Genomic DNA, 17,121 nt, shown 5'->3' with positions numbered 1-17,121 from the left:
GAGAGACATTCCGCTTCCCTTTATCGCCGCGGCTCTCCGAAGCGCCGCACTTCGCGCCCCCGGACCACCGGAAAGGGGTTCACCTGAGCAGGTTTGCTGCACGAACGGTCACCAAAAGGGACATTTCGATCGGGTTCGACATAGCTCGTCCGAGGGGCGATGCGCGAAATGGTGGTGGACCTTTCGCTGATCACTGGTCATTGTGATGCCCGGACCCGGCTCGTCGCGCCTCGCGGCGAGGAGCTTCCGGGGCGCTTTCGCGATGGACAGGAGACCAGATGGCATCGGCACCCGCGGGCCCGGACCGCGTCGCGGTGCGCAAGGCCGCGTTCGCCAGCGCGGTGGGCAACACGATCGAGCTCTACGACTTCCTGATCTACGGCACCGCGGCGGCCGTGGTGTTCAACAAGCTGTTCTTCCCCTCCGGTGACCCGTGGGTGGGCGCGCTGCTGGCGTTCGCCACGTTCGGCGCCGGGTTCCTCGCCCGGCCGCTGGGTGCCGCGGTCATCGGGCACTTCGGCGACCTGGTGGGCCGCAAGCGGATGCTGGTGATCACGTTGAGCGTGACCGGCGTGTGCACCGCGCTGATCGGGCTGCTGCCCACCTACCAGCAGGTCGGGGTGTGGGCGCCGCTGCTGCTGGTGGCGCTGCGCCTGGTGCAGGGCTTCTTCCTCGGCGGGGAGCAGGGCGGCGCGGTGCTGATGGCGGTGGAGCACGCCCCGCCGCACCGGCACGGCTGGTACGGCGGGTGGACCTTCCTGGGGTCGCCGACCGGGATGTTCCTGGCCACCGGCGCGTTCGCCGGGGCCACCGCGATCTCCGGGGACCAGTTCCTCACCTGGGGCTGGCGACTGCCGTTCCTGGTGAGCCTGGTGCTGGTCGGCGTGGGCCTGTACGTGCGGCTGCGGCTGGCCGAGAGCCCGGAGTTCGCGAAGATCCGGCAGCGCGGCGAGCGCGCCAGGCTGCCGGTAGCCGAGGCGTTCGCGCGGTCCTGGCGGCAGATCCTGCTCTCGGCCGGGGTGAACCTGGGCTTCAACACGTTCATCTTCATCCTGACCACGTTCCTGCTGACCTACGGCACCGAGGAGCTGGGGGCGACCCGCGACGTGATGCTGCTGGGCAGCCTGTGCGGTTCGGCGGCGCAGATCGCCGGAATCCTGCTGTTCTCCCACCTCTCGGACCGCCTCGGCCGGACCCGGGTGATGCTCGGCGGCGGGATCTTCCTCGCGGTGTACGCGTTCCCGATGTTCTGGCTGCTGGACACCGCCGACCCGGCGCTCATCGTGCTGGCCATGACCCTGGGCTACGCGGGATCGGCGGCGGTCTTCGGGCCGATGGCGGCGTTCTGCGCCGAGCTGTTCGCCACCAAGGTCCGCTACACCGGCGTGTCCCTGGGCTACCAGAGCGGTTCGGTGCTCGGCGGCGGGTTGTCGCCGGTCGTGGCGACGGCGCTGCTGAGCTTCTCCGGCGGGGAGTCCTGGCCCATCGCCGCCTACCTGGTGGCCGGTGCGCTGGTCACCGTGGTCTGCCTGGTGATCACCGGCGAACCCACCAGGTGGGCCGAGCCCGAGGAGACCGAGCCCGCTCGGGCGTGAGCGCTCCGGGGGCGGCTTCGCGCCCGCCCCCGGAACGCCGTCAGATCGGTTGGGTGAGGTTCACGGTGTTGCCGTCCGGGTCCTGGGTGTGCGCGACGCGTTCGCCCCAGGGCATGTCGTTGGGCGGGCCCAGCACCTTGCCGCCCGCGGGTTCCACCCGTTCGAGAGTTGCGTCGACGTTGTCGACGGTGCAGCTGAGCAGGACCCGGCTCGGTTCGCCGGGCCGCACGTCCTTGTCGTGGACCATCCCGAGCGGGGTGCCGAGGACCTCCAGGCCGACGAAGAAGGCGGGCCCTTCGGCAGGTTCGCGCGCGACCTCCTCCGCGCCGAGCACCTCCCGGTAGAAGCGCTGCAAACGATCCAGGTCCGGCGTGACGATGATCGGTTGGACGGTCATGGGGGGTCCTTCCAGCTCGCGCGGGCCGCGACCCGCGAACAGTCCTTCCACCCGTTCGACCAGCACCCCGGCCGGAACTCATCGGTGCCCGCCCGCGCTGCCGGTGACAGGAAGGTTCCCATGCTCCAGCTTCGGCGCGCCGGGAGTGACAGGAAGGTTCCCTTGCTCGCATCAGCGGCGCGAATTCCGGGTGTTGACCTTCGCCCAGGGGCAACGCGGACGCTCGTCGCATGAATGCTGATGCGCGCACAGAGCAGTTGCTCGCCGAGCAGATCGGCCACTACCGGGCCGCCGCCGCGGAGTACGACGACCACGCCCTGCCGTTTTCCGGGGGAGCCGAACTGGTCGCCGCCATCGAGGAGTTCCAGCCGTCGGGCAGCGTGCTGGAGCTCGCCTGCGGCCCTGGCACGTGGACCCCGCGACTGCTCCGCCGCGCAACGGGCGTCACCGCAGTGGATTCGTCACCGGAGATGCTCGCCATCGCCTCGACCAGGGTGGGTGATGAGCGGGTGCGCTTCGTGCAGGCGGACCTGTTCAGCTACCGGCCGGATCGCCGCTACGACGTGGTGTTCTTCGGGTTCTGGCTGTCGCACGTGCCGGTCGAGCGCTTCGAGTCCTTCTGGTCCCTGGTGGACGATTGCCTCGAACCGGATGGGCGGGTCCTCTTCGTCGACGACCGGTACCGCGCCGCCGAGGAGCTGATCGAGGGCGAGCAGTCCCAGGTCGTGCAGCGCCGCCTCTCGGACGGGACCGCTCACCGGATCGTCAAAGTCCCGCACCAGCCCGAGGAACTCGCCCGGGCGCTCCGCCGGATCGGCTGGGACGTCGAGGTCCACCGGACATCGGGGCCGTTCTACTGGGGAGCCGGTCAGCGCGCGAACACCTGACGCGGCCCGCACCTGATGACAGGAAGGTTCCCATGCTCGCGCCACCGGGCGTGCGGATGGCAGGAAGGTTCCCTTCCTCACCTCAGGTGCTGTAGAGCTGGTCGATGACGTCGGCGTACTTCTCGTGGATCACGCGGCGCTTGAGCTTCAGGGTCGGCGTCAGCTCGCCGCCCTCGACGCCCCACGAGTGGGCGAGCACCCGGTACCGCTTGACCTGCTCCGGCCGGTTCAGCCGGTCGTTGGCCGCCGCCACCGCAGCGGCCACTTCGGACTGGACCGCCGGGTGCTCGGCCAGCTCGCGCAGCGAGCCGAAGGCGATGCCGCGTTCGCGCGCCCACTTCGGGGCCGCGTCCTCGTCGAGGACCAGCAGCGCGACCAGGTAGGGGCGGCGGTCGCCGAACACCAGCGCGTGCCCGAGCAGCGGGTGCGCCCGCAGCGCGCTCTCCACCAGGGTGGGCGCGATGTTCTTGCCGCCGTCGGTGATGATCAGTTCCTTCTTGCGGTCGGTGATGCTCAGGTACCCGTCGGCGTCGACGGTCCCGACGTCGCCGGTGCGCAGCCACCCGTCGGCGTCGGTCGCCGGGCGGATCGCGCCGTCCGGTTCCAGGTAGCCCGCGCACACCAGCGGGCCGCGCACCAGCACCTCGCCGTCGTCGCTGGTCCGCACCTCCACGCCCGGCACCGGGCGGCCCACCGTTCCGGGCCGGTTCGCGCCCGCCCGGTTGGTGGTCGCGCAGCCGGTCGTCTCGGTCATGCCCCACAGCTCGAAGATGTCCACGCCGATGGTGCTGAACAGCTCCACCAGCTCGCGGTCGATCGGTGCGGCACCGCTGGCAGGCCAGGTGGCCCGGTCCAGGCCGAGCCGGGACCGCAGCCGCCGCGCCGCTTGCGGGGTGCGCTGGTCGGCCGGGATGTCGCGGAGCGCCGCGGCGAGCTTCTCCCAGACCCTCGGGACGGCGAAGAACAGCGACGGCCGGGCGCGGGCCAGCACCGCGGGCAGCTGCTTCTGGTCGGCGCAGAAGTGCACGTGGGCGACGTCGTGGATGGCCGCGTAGATGCTCACCATCCGTTCGGCGATGTGCGCCAGCGGCAGGTAGCAGATCCGCGGCGCGTGCCGTTCGGCCTGCGTGGCCTGGTGCAGCGCGGCGGCCGCGAAGCAGATGTTGCGGTGGGTCAGCACCACGCCCTTCTGCTCGCCGGTGGTGCCGGAGGTGTAGATGATCGCGGCGGGGTCCGCCGGGCCGATCGCCGTCGACGCCCGCTGCACCAGCTCGGGATCCTCCCGCAGCCGCTGCTCGCCGAGCTCCCGCAGCCGGTCCCAGGTCCGGAACCGCTCGTCGGCCGAGACCATCGCCTGCTCGTCGAGCACCACGACGTGCTGCACGTCGGAGGCGTTGCGCAGCACCTTCGACCAGCGGCGCAGCTGGTCAGCGCTGTCGAGCACCACGACCTTGGCGCGGCTGTGGTGGGCGGCGTAGTGCACCTGGTCCTGGCTGAGCGTGGGGTAGAGGGTGCTGGGCACCGCACCCAGGTGCGCGGCCGCGACGTCGACCAGCCAGTGCTCGACCCGGTTCGGCGCCATGATCAGCATCGCCTGGCCGAGCTGCAGGCCGAGCGCGGCGAGCCCGGCGGCCACCACCTGGACCTCGTGCCGCACCTGCTCCCAGGTCAGCGTGCGATCGCCGTCGGCCAGCGCGGGCTGCTGCGGGAACTGTGCGACGTTGCGCGAGAACAGTTGCAGGACTGTCGTTTCCAGCGCGGCGGCCGCCCACGCTTCCGACTCGGTCATCGCGGCTGAGCTCCCCTCGACGTGCCCAGTACGACGTGATCGCCGTCACGCGATGAAACCGCACCCGGCGTCGGGTTGGCCAGCGGCCGGGCCCGCTATCGCCCGGCAGGCCGAATCAGACGTGGTCGCGGATGACGTCGTTGACCGCCCGCTGGAACCCGTTGACCAGCACCTGGATGGTCAGCGGCCGCAACTGGTCGGTCGCCGCGCGGACCCGGTCCCGCTCGTCCTGCGGACGGCCGCGCTCGACGTAGGGCCGCAGCACGTTCGCGGCGAACAGCTCGCGCAGCTCGGCGGCGATCTGCGCGGTGTGCTGCTCCACGATCGCCTTCGCCTGCACCAGCATCTCCGACGGCAGGTCCAGGTCGAGGATCTGCAGCCCGACCCCGAGCATCGCCGGGCTGGGCACCCGCAGCTTGGTGGACCCCGGAATGCGCTGCAGGATGTCGAGGTCGACCAGCCGGTCGATCAGCTCGTCGTCCAGGTGCCGCCCGGTGCGGCGGTCGAGCTCGTGGCGGTCGAGGTCCTCGGCGTGCTCGTCGGTCCACGGCGCGATGAGCGCGCGCTGCAGCGCGAGTTCGTCCGGCGAGGCGTCCTCGGGCAGTCGCGCCAGGTGGCGCTCGATCGCCGACAGCGTGAACCCGAGCGCCTGCAGCTCCCGGATCAGGTCGAGCCGGGCGAGGTGATCGCCGCCGTAGAGGCCGAGCCGCCCGCGCAGCCGGGGCGGCGGCAGCAGGCCGCGCGAGGAATAGAACCGCACGGTCCGCACGGTGACTCCGGCGCGGGCGGCCAGTTCGTCGATGGTGAGCTCTTCGTCCGCAGTTCGGAGCATGTCGGCAACGGTACTCCTCAACTGCTGTAACACCAACGCTGTCGCATTGGCGGGGCGGCGGTGGGCAGCACCGACGTGAACTTCGCGCTCGCCGAGGACGGCATCCGGAGCATGCTCCAGCTCGTCCCGGTCGCGAATGCGAGCCGTTCCGGGCCAGGCTGGCCGAACGGGCGCGCTGGCCGGGGCGGATGCCCGAGCGCCGAGTCCCGCGGCAGTTCTTTCGGGCAGGTCGAAGCCTTGACGTCTGTTACACCAGCGATGTAACACTAAGTGCGTCGCGTGTGTTGCGCGACACAGGCCGTGGAGAGGTGTGGCGTGACGCGAACAGGTGGACCGCTGGCCGGGGTCAAGGTCGTGGAGCTGGCCGGGATCGGTCCGGCGCCCTTCTGCGCGATGCTGCTGGCCGACCTGGGCGCCGACGTGGTGCGGGTGGACCGGCCGACGGCGTCCGGCGGGGAGGGGGACCTGCTCAACCGCGGCAAGCGGTCCGTGCAGGTCGACCTCAAGCACGAGCGCGGCGCGGAAGCCGTGCTCGCCCTGGTCGAGCGGGCCGACGTGCTGCTGGAAGGTCTGCGGCCCGGCGTCACCGAGCGGTTGGGCGTGGGACCGGAGCAGTGCTGGGCGGTCAACCCGAAGCTCGTCTACGGGCGGATGACCGGGTGGGGTCAGCAGGGGCCGCTGGCGCCGACCGCTGGCCACGACATCGACTACATCGCGCTCACCGGCATGCTGCACGCGATCGGCCGCGCGGGCGGTCCGCCGCAGGTTCCGGCGAACCTGCTGGGCGACTTCGGCGGCGGTGCGATGTACCTGGCCGTCGGGGTGCTGGCGGCGCTGCTCGAAGCCCGGGTGAGCGGTCGCGGTCAGGTCGTCGACGCGGCCATCGTGGACGGTGCCGCGCACCTCGGCGCGATGCTGTTCGGATTCCTCGGCACCGGTGGGTGGAAGACCGAGCGCGGCACGAACCTGCTCGACACCGGGGCCCCCTACTACGACGTGTACGAGACGGCCGACGGGGAGTACATGTCCGTCGGCGCGCTGGAGCCGCAGTTCTACGCCGAGCTGCTGGAGCGGTTGGGGCTGGCCGGTGCGGTGCCGGACCGCGACGACCCGGCGAACTGGCCGCGGCTGCGGGAGATCTTCGCCGAGACCTTCCGGCAGCGCACCCGCCAGGAGTGGACCGAGGTGTTCGACGGATCCGACGCGTGCGTGGCCCCGGTGCTGTCCATGACCGAAGCCGAGGCCCACCCGCACGTGTCGGCCCGCGAAACCCTGGTGCGCCGCGACGGCGTGCTGCAACCGGCCCCGGCGCCCCGCTTCAGCCGCACCCCCAACCCCGAGCCGGGACCGGTGGCCACGCCCGGCTCGCACACCGAAGCCGTGGTGCAGGACTGGAAGGTCCCGCAAGACCTGCTCGACTCGGGCGCGTTCGGCCCGAAGCGCTGACCCGGCGCCCGGCCGGGCGGTGACAGGAAGGTTCCCATGCTCACCCCCGGCCGCGCGGCGGATGACAGGAAGGTTCCCTTGCTCGCGCCGCGTCGCGGGCTCGGTGGCAGGAAGGTTCCCTTCCTCGCATGACCAGCACGGATCGAATGGAGGCGTGAACCGATGCGCAGGGAGTTGTTCGAGCCCGAGCACGAGGCGTTCCGGGAGACGGTGCGCACGTTCGTGAACAAGGAGCTCGTGCCGCACGTCGAGGAGTGGGAGGCCGCCGGGGTGGTCAGCCGGGAGGCCTGGCTGGCGGCTGGGGCGCAGGGGCTGCTCGGCTTCGCCGTCGACGAGCGCTACGGCGGCGGGGGCGTCGACGACTTCCGGTTCAACGTCGTCTTCGACGAGGAGCTGGTCAACGCGGGCATCTCCGGGTTCGGCTCCCCGCTGCACAACGACATCATCGCGCCCTACCTGATGAAGCTGGCCACCGAGGAGCAGAAGCAGCGCTGGCTGCCGGGCTTCTGCTCGGGCGAGATCATCACCGCGATCGCCATGACCGAGCCGGGCGCGGGCAGCGACCTGCAGGGCATCCGCACCAGCGCGGTGCGCGACGGGGACGACTTCATCCTCAACGGGCAGAAGACGTTCATCAGCAACGGCATCCTCGCCGACCTGGTGATCGTGGTGGCCCGCACCGACCCCGACGCCGGGCACGAGGGCATCAGCCTGCTCGTCGTGGAGCGCGGCATGCCCGGCTTCGAACGCGGCCGCAACCTGGACAAGATCGGCCAGAAGTCGCAGGACACCGCGGAGCTGTTCTTCAACGACGTGCGGGTACCGGCCGCCAACCTGCTCGGCGAGGAGGGGCAGGGCTTCATCTACCTGATGCAGAACCTGCCGCAGGAGCGGTTGTCGATCGCGGTCGCCTCGGCGGCCATCGCGGAGAAGATCCTGGGCGTCACCAAGGAGTACTGCAAGGACCGCACCGCGTTCGGCCGCCCGATCGGCAAGTTCCAGCACATCCGCTTCGAGCTGGCGGAGATGGCCACCGAGGTCGAGATCGGCCGGGTGTTCACCGACCGCTGCGTGCAGGACCACGTGCGCGGCGAGCTCGACATCGAGCACGCCGCGATGGCGAAGTGGTGGCTCAGCGAGATGAACAAGCGCGTGGTGGACCGCTGCCTGCAGCTGCACGGCGGCTACGGCTACATGACGGAATACCCGGTGGCCAAGGCGTTCCTGGACTCCCGCATCCAGACCATCTACGGCGGCACGACCGAGATCATGAAGGAGATCATCGGCCGTTCCATGGGGTTCTGACGGTCGCGAGTGCGCCTTCGGGTCTAGCCGCGGGCGCACTCGCGTGGGAGGTTCGGTGCCATGGACTGGATCGTCGCTCCCGACGGGAACGGGCGAGCGCTGCCCGACGTCCTGCCGTCCCTGCTGGGGTCGATGGGGCTGGCGGGGTTCACCGACACCCTCGGCCTCCCGGAGTGCCGGAGCGCTGCGGTGCTGCTGGTCGACGGGCTCGGCCACGACCTGCTGCGCGATCACGCGGCGGACGCGCCGTTCCTGGCGGACCTGCTGACCAGGGCACCGCTGACCGCCGGGTTCCCGACCACCACGGTCACCAGCATCACCTCGCTGGGCACCGGCAGGTGCGCCGGGGAGCACGGGCTCGTCGGCTACACCTTCGCCGAACCGTCCGGCGGCCTGCTGCACCCGCTGAGCTGGTCGTCCCGCCCCGATCGGCAGAGCCTGCTGGAGAGCTGGCCGCCGGAGCAGGTGCAGCCGACGGCGACGGTGCTGGAGCGGGCCGCGGCGGCCGGAGTCGCCGTGCGGACCGCGGTGCCCGCCGAGTTCGAAGGCAGCGGCCTGACCCGAGCCGCGTTGCGGGGCGCGGAGTTCCGCGGCCAGCGCGCGCTGGGCGACCTGGCCGCGGAGCTGCTGGCCGCGCTCGACGGGGACGGCCCCGGGCTCTGCTACGGCTACCACGGTCATCTCGACTGGCTGGGTCACGTGCACGGACCTGGTTCGCTGCCGTGGCGGTTCCAGCTGGCCCAGCTCGACCGGCTGGTGGTGACGCTGGCCGACCGGCTGCCGCCGGGCGCGGTGCTGGCGGTGATCGCCGACCACGGCATGGTCGAGGTCGACCCCGCCACCGCTTTCGACGCCGACACCGATCCCGCGCTGCAGGACGGGGTCCGGCTGCTCGGCGGCGAGGTGAGGGCCCGGCACGTCTACGTCGAGCCCGGCGCGCTCGGTGACGTGCTCGCGGCGTGGCGGGAGCGGATCGGCGAGCACGGGATGGTGCTGACCGGCGAGCAGGCGATCGACCAGGGCTGGTTCGGCCCGGTGGTGGCCGATTCGGTGCGGCCGCGCATCGGGGACGTGCTGGCGATCATGCGCGTCTCCGGGGTGGTCCGGTCGGTGGCCGAACCGGGGGAGGCCGCGCTGCTCGGCCAGCACGGCTCGCTGACCGCCGCCGAGCAGCTGGTTCCGCTGCTGGTGCTGGGCGGGTGACCGATGGGCGACGAGGGGCTGTTCGGACCGCGGACCGTGACCTGGCACCTGCACGCCGACCCGACGATGTGGATTGCCGGGATCTGCAGCCTCTTCCTGCAGGCGCTGCACCCGCGGGCGGTCGCCGCCGTGGTGCAGAACTCGCGGTTCCAGGACGACCCGCTGGGCCGCTTGATGCGCACCGGCGACTTCGTCGCCACCACCACCTACGGCACGACCGCCGAAGCCGAGAAGGCGGCGGCGCGGGTTCGCGGCGTGCACCGCAAGCTGCGGGGAACCGACCGGGAGACCGGTGCGGAGATCCGGCTCGACGAGCCCGAGCTGCTGCTGTGGGTGCACTGCGCCGAGGTCGCGTCCTTCGCCGGGGTCGTGCGCCGCGCCGGGTTACCGCTGAGCACCGCCCAGCTGGACCGGTACTTCGACGAGCAGCGCCGGTCGGCGGAGCTGGTCGGCCTGGACCCGGCGGAGGTTCCCGGATCGAGCCGGGAGATGGCCGCCTACTTCGCGCGGGTGCGCCCGCAGCTGCGCCGCACCGATGACTCGGACCTGATCTACCGGTTCCTGCACCGGCCGTTCGCGCCGTGGTGGTCGCTCCCGGCGAACCTCGGCTACCTGCCGCTCGGGCACCTGGGGTACTCGGTGCTCCCGGACTGGGCGCGCCGCATCCACGGCCGCCCGGCGTACCCGCCCCCGGTGGTCGCGGCCGGGCTGCGCGGGTTCCGCGCGGCGGGGCTGGCGGTTCCGGACCAGCTGCGCTTCCGCTACCCGGGCGACCACGTGCAGCGCGCGGTGCACCGGCTCGGCGCGGCAGCGCTGCCCTCCGCCGGAGCGCTCAGCGGCCTGTGACGGCCGCGAGCATGGGAACCTTCCTGTCACGCGGCCGTGAGCATGGGAACCTTCCTGTCACTTCCGGCGGGCCGGAGCTGGAGCAAGGGAACCTTCCTGTCACTTCCCTCCGGCAGGCGCGGGTCGTTCCGGAGCAGGTCGTCGTGTTCGGCCGGGGCGCGCGGTGAGGTGGGGATGGGAACCTTCCTGTCATCCAGCACGCCCGCCGGGGCGGGTTTCGGGCGGACGGTGGTCGTGCCGCGGGGGCACAATCAGATCGAGCGGACAATCTTGTCCACCTCTTGTATCTATGTTGTGAACAACATATCGTTCCGCCTTGAACGGAACTGGTTTTCCGCAAGACGGAATCTCTCGGGAGGCTGAGCAATGCAGTCGACCAGCATCGAGCCCGAGCGGCGCGCGCTCGACCAAGTCGTGCAGCGGTTCCGCGCCGCGCTGCCGCCGAACTCGGTGATCACCGATCCGCAGCAGCTGCGCACCTACGAGTGCGACGGTCTGGCCAGCTACCGGGTCGTCCCGGCCGTCGTTGTGCTGCCCGAGACCGCCGAGCAGGTCCGCGAGATCGTCCGGACCTGCGCCGAGCACGGCGTTCCGTTCGTGGCGCGCGGGGCCGGCACCGGGCTGTCCGGCGGGGCGCTGCCGCACTCCTCCGGCGTGCTGGTGGTGACCGCGAAGATGCGGCGGATCCTGGAGATCGACCTGGCCAACGAGCGCGCCGTGGTGGAACCCGGCGTGATCAACCTCGACGTCACCAGGGCCGTCGCCGACCAGGGCTACTACTTCGCCCCGGACCCCTCCAGCCAGCAGGTCTGCTCGGTCGGCGGCAACGTCGCGGAGAACTCCGGCGGCGCGCACTGCCTGAAGTACGGGTTCACCATCAACCACATCCTCGCGCTCGAGGTGGTCACCCCCGACGGCGACGTGGTCGAGCTCGGCGGCCCGGCGCGGGAAACCGCTGGTTACGACCTGCTCGGCGCGTTCATCGGCAGCGAGGGCACTCTCGGCGTGGTCACCAAGATCACCGTGCGGCTGCTGCGCAAACCCGAGTCGGTGCAGACGCTGCTCGCCGGGTTCCCGTCGACCGACGAGGCGGGCGCGGCGGTGTCGGCGATCATCGCCGACGGCGTCACCCCGGCCGCGATCGAGATGATGGACGCGCTGGCCATCGAAGCCGCCGAGCAGGCCGTCCAGTGCGGCTACCCGGAGGGCGCGGGCGCGGTGCTGGTCGTCGAGCTGGACGGCCCGGCGGCAGAGGTCGAGCACACCTTCGCCGAGGTGGAGCGGCACTGCGGGGCGCACGGCGCGTTCGAGATCCGGGTCGCCGCCGATGACCACGAGCGGGCGATGATCTGGAAGGGCCGCAAGTCCGCCTTCGCCGCGGTCGGCCGCATCAGCCCCGACTACATCGTGCAGGACGGCGTGATCCCGCGGACCGCGCTGCCGGAGGTCCTCGGCCGCATCGCCCGGCTGTCGGCGGAATCCGGGGTGCGGGTGGCCAACGTCTTCCACGCCGGTGACGGGAACCTGCACCCGCTGGTGCTCTTCGACGACTCCGAGCCCGGTGCCAACGAGCGCGCCGAGCAGGTCTCCGGCGCGATCCTCGACCTGTGCATCGAGCACGGCGGTTCGATCACCGGGGAGCACGGCGTCGGCGCGGACAAGGTCAAGTACATGGGCCGCATGTTCACCGCCGACGACCTGGACACCATGCAGCGCGTGCGCTGCGCCTTCGACCCGGCCGGGATCTGCAACCCGGGCAAGGTCTTCCCGACGCCGAGGCTGTGCGGCGAGGTCCCCGGGCCGCGGCGCGGCGTGCACCCACTGACCGAAGCGGGATTGGCGGAGCAGTTCTGATGCCCACTACGACCGAGGAAGCACTGGCCGCCGCGCTGGGCGCGGAGAACGTGCGGGAAGCCGCCGAATCGGACGCGGTGTGCGGCGTCCGTCCACAGTGGGTGGCCAAGGTGGACGGCACGGAAAGCGCGTCGACGGCGATGAAGATCGCCGCCGAGCACGGGCTGCGGGTGGTGCCCAAGGGCTCCGGCAGCAAGCTCGACTGGGGCGCCGCGCCGACCGCGGTGGACCTGCTGCTCGACGTCTCCGCGGCCACCGGAATCGTCGAGCACGCGGCGGGCGACCTCGTCGTGCACGCCCTGGCGGGCACGCCGATCGCCGAGGTCAACGACACCGTGCGCGCGGCCGGTCAGCAGCTCGCGATCGACCAGCCGCTGCCGACCGCGACCGTGGGCGGCGTGGTCGCCACCGGCACGTCCGGTCCGTGCCGCCACCTCTTCGGCGGGGTGCGGGACCTGCTCATCGGCATCACGGTGGTGCGCGCCGACGGCACCGTGACCACCGCGGGCGGCAAGGTCGTCAAGAACGTCGCGGGCTACGACCTCGGCAAGCTCTACACCGGGTCCTTCGGCACCCTCGGCGTGATCACCGAAGCGGTGTTCCGCCTCCACCCGGTCGCCGCCGAACACCGCTGGATCTCGGTCACCACCACCGATCCGTCGACCGCCGGTGCCCTGGCTGACGCGATCCGGCACTCGCAGGCGGTGCCCACCGCGATCGAGCTGGACCGCGCCGAACCGGACGGTCCGATCACGGTGTGCGCGCAGCTGGAGGGCCGCCCCGCGGCGACCCACGACCGCGCCGCGGAGCTGGCCGCGACCCTCGGCCGCGGTGCGGAAGTCCTGGAACAGGCACCGCAGTGGTGGGGGCGCCACCCGTTCCAACCGGACGGAACCGGTCTGCGCGTGGCCGCCGAACCCGCGAAGCTGCCGCACCTGCTGACCGCGATCCGCGAAGCCGCCAGCGGACTTCCGGTGACGACCCGCGGCGCGGCCGGGCTCGGCGTGCTGCACGCAGGCCTGCCCGGCGACAGCGATCCGAGCGCGGTCGCCGAGTTCGTCGCCGCGCTGCGCTCCCGCTGCGAGTACGCGGTGGTGGAGCGCGCACCGCAACCCGTTCTCGCCGCGATCGACCCGTGGGGGCCGGTCGCGCCGGGACTGCTGACCCTGATGCGCCGGACCAAGGACCAGTTCGACCCGGATCACCGGCTCGCCCCGGGCCGGTTCGTGGGAGGAATCTGATGACCGAGACCCCGTCCCGCCCGGGGGCCTTCGACGCCCACCACCCGCCGCAGCGCGAACTCGTCGACGACTGCGTGCACTGCGGGTTCTGCCTGCCGACCTGCCCCACCTACGACCTGTGGGGCGAGGAGATGGACTCGCCGCGCGGGCGCATCTACCTGATGAAGGAAGGCCTGGAAGGCGAGCCCATGACCGACACCATGGTCGGGCACTTCGACGCCTGCCTGGGCTGCATGGCCTGCGTGACCGCCTGCCCGTCCGGTGTGCAGTACGGCACGCTGATCACCGAAACGCGCGCCCAGGTGGAGCGGCGGCACGAACGCAGCCGCTGGGAACGCCTCATGCGCACCGCGATCTTCACGCTGTTCCCGTACCCGCGGCGGCTCAACGCGCTGCGCGGACCCCTCGCCCTCTACCAGTGGCTCGGCCTCGGCAAGCTGGCGAAGAAGTCCGGGCTGATGGCGAAGCTGCCCGAAGGCCTGCAGACGATGGAATCCCTGGCCCCGCCGATCAAGCGCGCACCCAAGCTCGGTCACCGCGTCCCGGCGCGGGGAAAGCGGCGGGCGACCGTCGGGATGATCACCGGCTGCGTGCAGAGCGCGTTCTTCCCCGACGTCAACGCCGCGACGGCGCGCATCCTCTCCGCCGAGGGCTGCGACGTCGTGATCCCCCAGTCGCAGGGCTGCTGCGGCGCGCTCAGCGAGCACTCCGGCCGGGAGGCCGAAGCGGTGAAGTTCGCGCGCAACCTCCTCGACGTGTTCGAGCGGTCCAGCGTGGACTACGTGGTCATCAACTCGGCGGGCTGCGGCTCGACGCTGAAGGAGTACCCGCGGCTGCTGCAGGACGACCCCGAGTACGCGGCGAAGGCCGAGAAGTTCTCGGCTCGGGTCCGCGACATCGCCGAGCTGCTGGTCGAGCTCGGCCCGGTCGCCGAACGCCACCCGCTCCCGGTGGAGGTGGCCTACCACGACGCCTGCCACCTCGCGCACGGCCAGGGCATCCGCTCGCAACCGCGAGAACTCCTGCGCGCGATCCCCGGCCTGGAGCTCCGCGAGATCAGCCGCGGCGAACTGTGCTGCGGTTCGGCAGGCGTCTACAACCTGCTCCAGCCGGAACCGGCCCGAGAGCTGGGCGACCGCAAGGCGGACAACGTCCTGGCCACCGGAGCGCGCCTGCTGGTCACGGCCAACCCCGGCTGCTCCATGCAAATCCGCACCGCGCTGGAACGCCGCGGCGAGCACATGGCGATGGCGCACACGGTCCAGGTGCTGGACGCCTCGATCCGCGGTCTCGGCGTGGAGACCCTGCTGCGCGACTGACCCATCCCCGAAGGCGGGGCCGGCTCACCGGCCCCGCCTTCGCCGCGTGCGCCGAAGTGAGCATGGGAACCTTCCTGTCATCCGGGTGCGAGCATGGGAACCTTCCTGTCACGCGGCGGGAGCGGATTCGAGCGACGAGGAGCGACCCTTGACCGACCAGGAGGGGCAGCCCGGCTGCTTGGTCTGCGACCTTTCCTCCGGCGCGGTCCACCTCCCGGGCGGGCGCGTGCACGAGACCCGGTCCTGGGTGGTCGAGCACTGCGTCGGTCCGCTCGGGATCGGCACGCTGCTGGTCAAGCCGTTCCGCCACGTCCTGCACGTCGCGGACCTGACCGCGGGGGAGAGCGCCGAGCTCGGGCCGCTCCTGCAGCGGGTGACCGCTGCGGTGGAGGAAGTCGTGCGCCCCGAGCAGGTCTACACGTGCTTGTGGTCGCACTCCGGCGGCGTGCCGGGGCACATCCACTTCGTCGTTCAGCCCGCCACCCGCGAGCTGATGGACCGCTTCAACGCGTACGGCCCGGCGCTGCAGGTGGCGATGTTCACCGAAGGCGAGAGGCCGGGAGAAGCGGCGGTGGCGGCGGTGTGCGACCGGTACCGAGCCGTCCTGGACGCCTGCTGATGTGACAGGAAGGTTCCCGTGCTCGACCGCCCGGTGGGTCAGCTGCAGGAGCTCGGCAGGATGGCGGGGGCCGGGTCCAGGACGAACCGCTCACCATCCCGCACGACGTTCCACCCCGAGCAGAGCGCGGTGTTGTCCGCGGTGGAGAACTTCGCGACGACGGCCTGCACGTCCCCTGAACTGACGAGGTCGACGGTGGTGCTGCGCTTCTCGAACGCCTTCCACTTGCCGAGGTAGGCGTTCGCGTACTCGTCGTCCGCGTCCGAACCCTTGGCGAAGGCAGCGAGGAACTTCTCGGAATCCGAGTCGGCGAGCGCCCGGGCCACCTTGTCGCGGAGATCTTCGGGGGTGGACCCGCCGCGGTCGAAGTTGTTCGGGTCGGCGTAGATCTGCACCGAGATGAAGGTGAGCCACCCGGCGATGATCACGATCAGGACCCCGAACCAGAACTTCGACGAGGCGCGCTTCCGGGAGCTGGCCCTGGTCATGTCGCACCTCCCCGGATCGGCGGATCGCCCCGAACGATACCCCGCACCCGCGGCCAGCCCTCGAACGCGACCCGCTCCGCGTCCACGCCGGTGCGAGCATGGGAACCTTCCTGTCACCGACGCGCGAGCATGGGAACCTTCCTGTCACCCGGCGACGGGCTCGGCCGCCGCTACCGGAGCTGCTCAAGCGCGGTGTCGATGACCTCCCGGCTGTCCGCCAGCAGCGCCTCCGCCGCGGTGCGGCCGGTGGCGGCCAGGTAGGCGTCGACGAGCCGGTTGCCGACGGCGTAACCGGCACCGGTCGGCAGCCCGACCGGAGTCGCCCCGAACCGGGTGGCGATCTCGTCACCGAGCACCCACACGGTGAAGTTCTCCATGCCGGTCACCTCGAGACCGGAGACGACCTTGTCGAACACCGCGTCGTCGTGCAGGTGCGGAACACCGATCCGGGCGCGGCCGAGCTCGTCGCCGTAGAGCTGGCGGGCGAACGCGTCGGCCAGCCCCTCCGACACCACCTGCTCGCCCACCGCGACCGTCGCCGGATCCCACACGACGCCACCAGGGCTGTAGCGGAGATTGTGGTTGAGCTCGTGGACCACCGTCGCCTCCAGCCGGGCCAGGTTCTCCGGGAAGGGCCAGAAGTTCACCACCAGGTACCCGGACACGCTGCCGTTGGCCGTCATGCCCAGGCTCGGCCCCATGAAGTGCGCGTCCCCGGGGTCGCCGAGGGTGAACAGGACGGTGATGTCCGGAACCTCGATGTCGGGGGTCGCCGCGAGCTGCACGGCGAGCGCCTCGTCGAGCGCCCGCTCGATCCGCCCCCACGCGTCGGCCTCGCGCAACGTCTCCAGCGCCTCCAAGCACCGGTCTTCGTCGCGGTCGATCGGGAACCCGGAGGCCATCAGGTGCATCGAGACGAGATCCACCTCGCCCGGGAAGTACCGGTACATGCCCGCGGCGGGCTCCAGCATCGCCTTCAGCAGCGATGGCCGGTCCGCGGCCGGTGCCCGCAGGATCTCCCGCATCGCGGTGTACGTGTCGAGAACGGTGAACGTCATGCCCGCGAAGCTAAAGCCTCCCCTGGCTGGAGACTCAAGTCCGCTGTGCGGTCACTGGCGCGGTGCGAGCATGGGAACCTTCCTGTCACCGAACCCGCGCGACCACAGTGGACTCGCTCGCGGACGTGCCCCTGAGCCTTGGTCAGCGTTCGAGCTCCAGCGCGCTCGCCGACGCGGCCTGGATCACCGCGGCTTCATCTGGGGCGTCGGCCGGGATCGGATCTGAGCGGTCACCGGATCAC

At 71.5% G+C, this 17,121-nt stretch carries 15 protein-coding genes; 10 read left to right on the top strand and 5 right to left on the bottom strand.

The window, feature by feature from the left end:
* Positions 1-278 precede the first annotated feature (278 nt).
* On the top strand, positions 279-1,595 hold the full coding sequence (locus F1721_RS17735; RefSeq protein WP_150067798.1) for an MFS transporter: 1,317 nt from the start codon (positions 279-281) through the stop codon (positions 1,593-1,595).
* A gap of 40 nt (positions 1,596-1,635) precedes the next feature.
* Here F1721_RS17735 and F1721_RS17730 read toward each other — a convergent pair whose 3' ends face one another.
* Positions 1,636-1,992: a VOC family protein gene (locus F1721_RS17730; protein ID WP_150067797.1), complete on the bottom strand. Its 357-nt coding sequence runs from the start codon at positions 1,990-1,992 to the stop codon at positions 1,636-1,638.
* 230 nt (positions 1,993-2,222) lie between these two features.
* Here F1721_RS17730 and F1721_RS17725 point away from each other — a divergent pair, with 230 nt between their 5' ends.
* Positions 2,223-2,879, top strand: a complete 657-nt coding sequence (locus F1721_RS17725) for a class I SAM-dependent methyltransferase (RefSeq protein ID WP_150067796.1) — start codon at positions 2,223-2,225, stop codon at positions 2,877-2,879.
* A gap of 82 nt (positions 2,880-2,961) precedes the next feature.
* Here F1721_RS17725 and F1721_RS17720 read toward each other — a convergent pair whose 3' ends face one another.
* Both F1721_RS17720 and F1721_RS17715 read right to left on the bottom strand, forming a co-directional pair.
* Positions 2,962-4,668, bottom strand: a complete 1,707-nt coding sequence (locus tag F1721_RS17720) for an AMP-dependent synthetase/ligase (protein WP_150067795.1) — start codon at positions 4,666-4,668, stop codon at positions 2,962-2,964.
* 115 nt (positions 4,669-4,783) lie between these two features.
* Positions 4,784-5,500 carry a MerR family transcriptional regulator gene (locus F1721_RS17715; protein ID WP_150067794.1) on the bottom strand — a complete coding sequence of 239 codons (717 nt, stop codon included), beginning with the start codon at positions 5,498-5,500 and terminating at the stop codon, positions 4,784-4,786.
* Positions 5,501-5,815: 315 nt separating this feature from the next.
* On the opposite strand from F1721_RS17715, the gene F1721_RS17710 reads away from it, so the two are divergent.
* The 8 genes from F1721_RS17710 (at position 5,816) to F1721_RS17675 (ending at position 15,333) form a co-directional block, all read left to right on the top strand.
* Entirely contained in the window at positions 5,816-6,946 is a 1,131-nt protein-coding gene (locus F1721_RS17710) for a CaiB/BaiF CoA transferase family protein (protein ID WP_150067793.1), read from the top strand.
* Positions 6,947-7,108: 162 nt separating this feature from the next.
* A complete protein-coding gene (locus F1721_RS17705; protein ID WP_150067792.1) occupies positions 7,109-8,251 on the top strand; it encodes an acyl-CoA dehydrogenase family protein in 1,143 nt (380 codons plus the stop codon).
* A 60-nt stretch (positions 8,252-8,311) separates the two neighbouring features.
* Positions 8,312-9,454 (top strand): alkaline phosphatase family protein, encoded by a 1,143-nt coding sequence (locus F1721_RS17700; protein ID WP_150067791.1) that lies wholly within the window; start codon positions 8,312-8,314, stop codon positions 9,452-9,454.
* A gap of 3 nt (positions 9,455-9,457) precedes the next feature.
* Positions 9,458-10,300, top strand: coding sequence for an oxygenase MpaB family protein (locus F1721_RS17695; protein ID WP_150067790.1), 843 nt, complete (start codon positions 9,458-9,460; stop codon positions 10,298-10,300).
* A gap of 366 nt (positions 10,301-10,666) precedes the next feature.
* Entirely contained in the window at positions 10,667-12,154 is a 1,488-nt protein-coding gene (locus F1721_RS17690) for an FAD-linked oxidase C-terminal domain-containing protein (protein WP_150067789.1), read from the top strand.
* Positions 12,154-13,395: an FAD-binding oxidoreductase gene (locus tag F1721_RS17685; RefSeq protein WP_150067788.1), complete on the top strand. Its 1,242-nt coding sequence runs from the start codon at positions 12,154-12,156 to the stop codon at positions 13,393-13,395. Before F1721_RS17690 ends, F1721_RS17685 begins: the two co-directional genes overlap by 1 nt.
* Positions 13,395-14,714 (top strand): (Fe-S)-binding protein, encoded by a 1,320-nt coding sequence (locus F1721_RS17680; protein WP_150067787.1) that lies wholly within the window; start codon positions 13,395-13,397, stop codon positions 14,712-14,714. Before F1721_RS17685 ends, F1721_RS17680 begins: the two co-directional genes overlap by 1 nt.
* Positions 14,715-14,862: 148 nt before the next feature.
* Complete coding sequence (locus tag F1721_RS17675; RefSeq protein ID WP_150067786.1) at positions 14,863-15,333, top strand: HIT family protein; 471 nt, start codon at positions 14,863-14,865, stop codon at positions 15,331-15,333.
* Between the two features lie 38 nt (positions 15,334-15,371).
* Here the strand turns inward: F1721_RS17675 and F1721_RS17670 are convergent, their stop codons facing one another.
* Positions 15,372-15,821 carry a hypothetical protein gene (locus F1721_RS17670; protein ID WP_150067785.1) on the bottom strand — a complete coding sequence of 150 codons (450 nt, stop codon included), beginning with the start codon at positions 15,819-15,821 and terminating at the stop codon, positions 15,372-15,374.
* 170 nt (positions 15,822-15,991) lie between these two features.
* Positions 15,992-16,879: a DUF2268 domain-containing putative Zn-dependent protease gene (locus F1721_RS17665; protein ID WP_150067784.1), complete on the bottom strand. Its 888-nt coding sequence runs from the start codon at positions 16,877-16,879 to the stop codon at positions 15,992-15,994.
* Positions 16,880-17,121 lie beyond the last annotated feature (242 nt).

This window comes from Saccharopolyspora hirsuta (assembly GCF_008630535.1).
GTDB classification, from domain to species: Bacteria; Actinomycetota; Actinomycetes; order Mycobacteriales; family Pseudonocardiaceae; genus Saccharopolyspora; species Saccharopolyspora hirsuta.
This window is presented reverse-complemented; position numbering and strand designations above follow the sequence as displayed.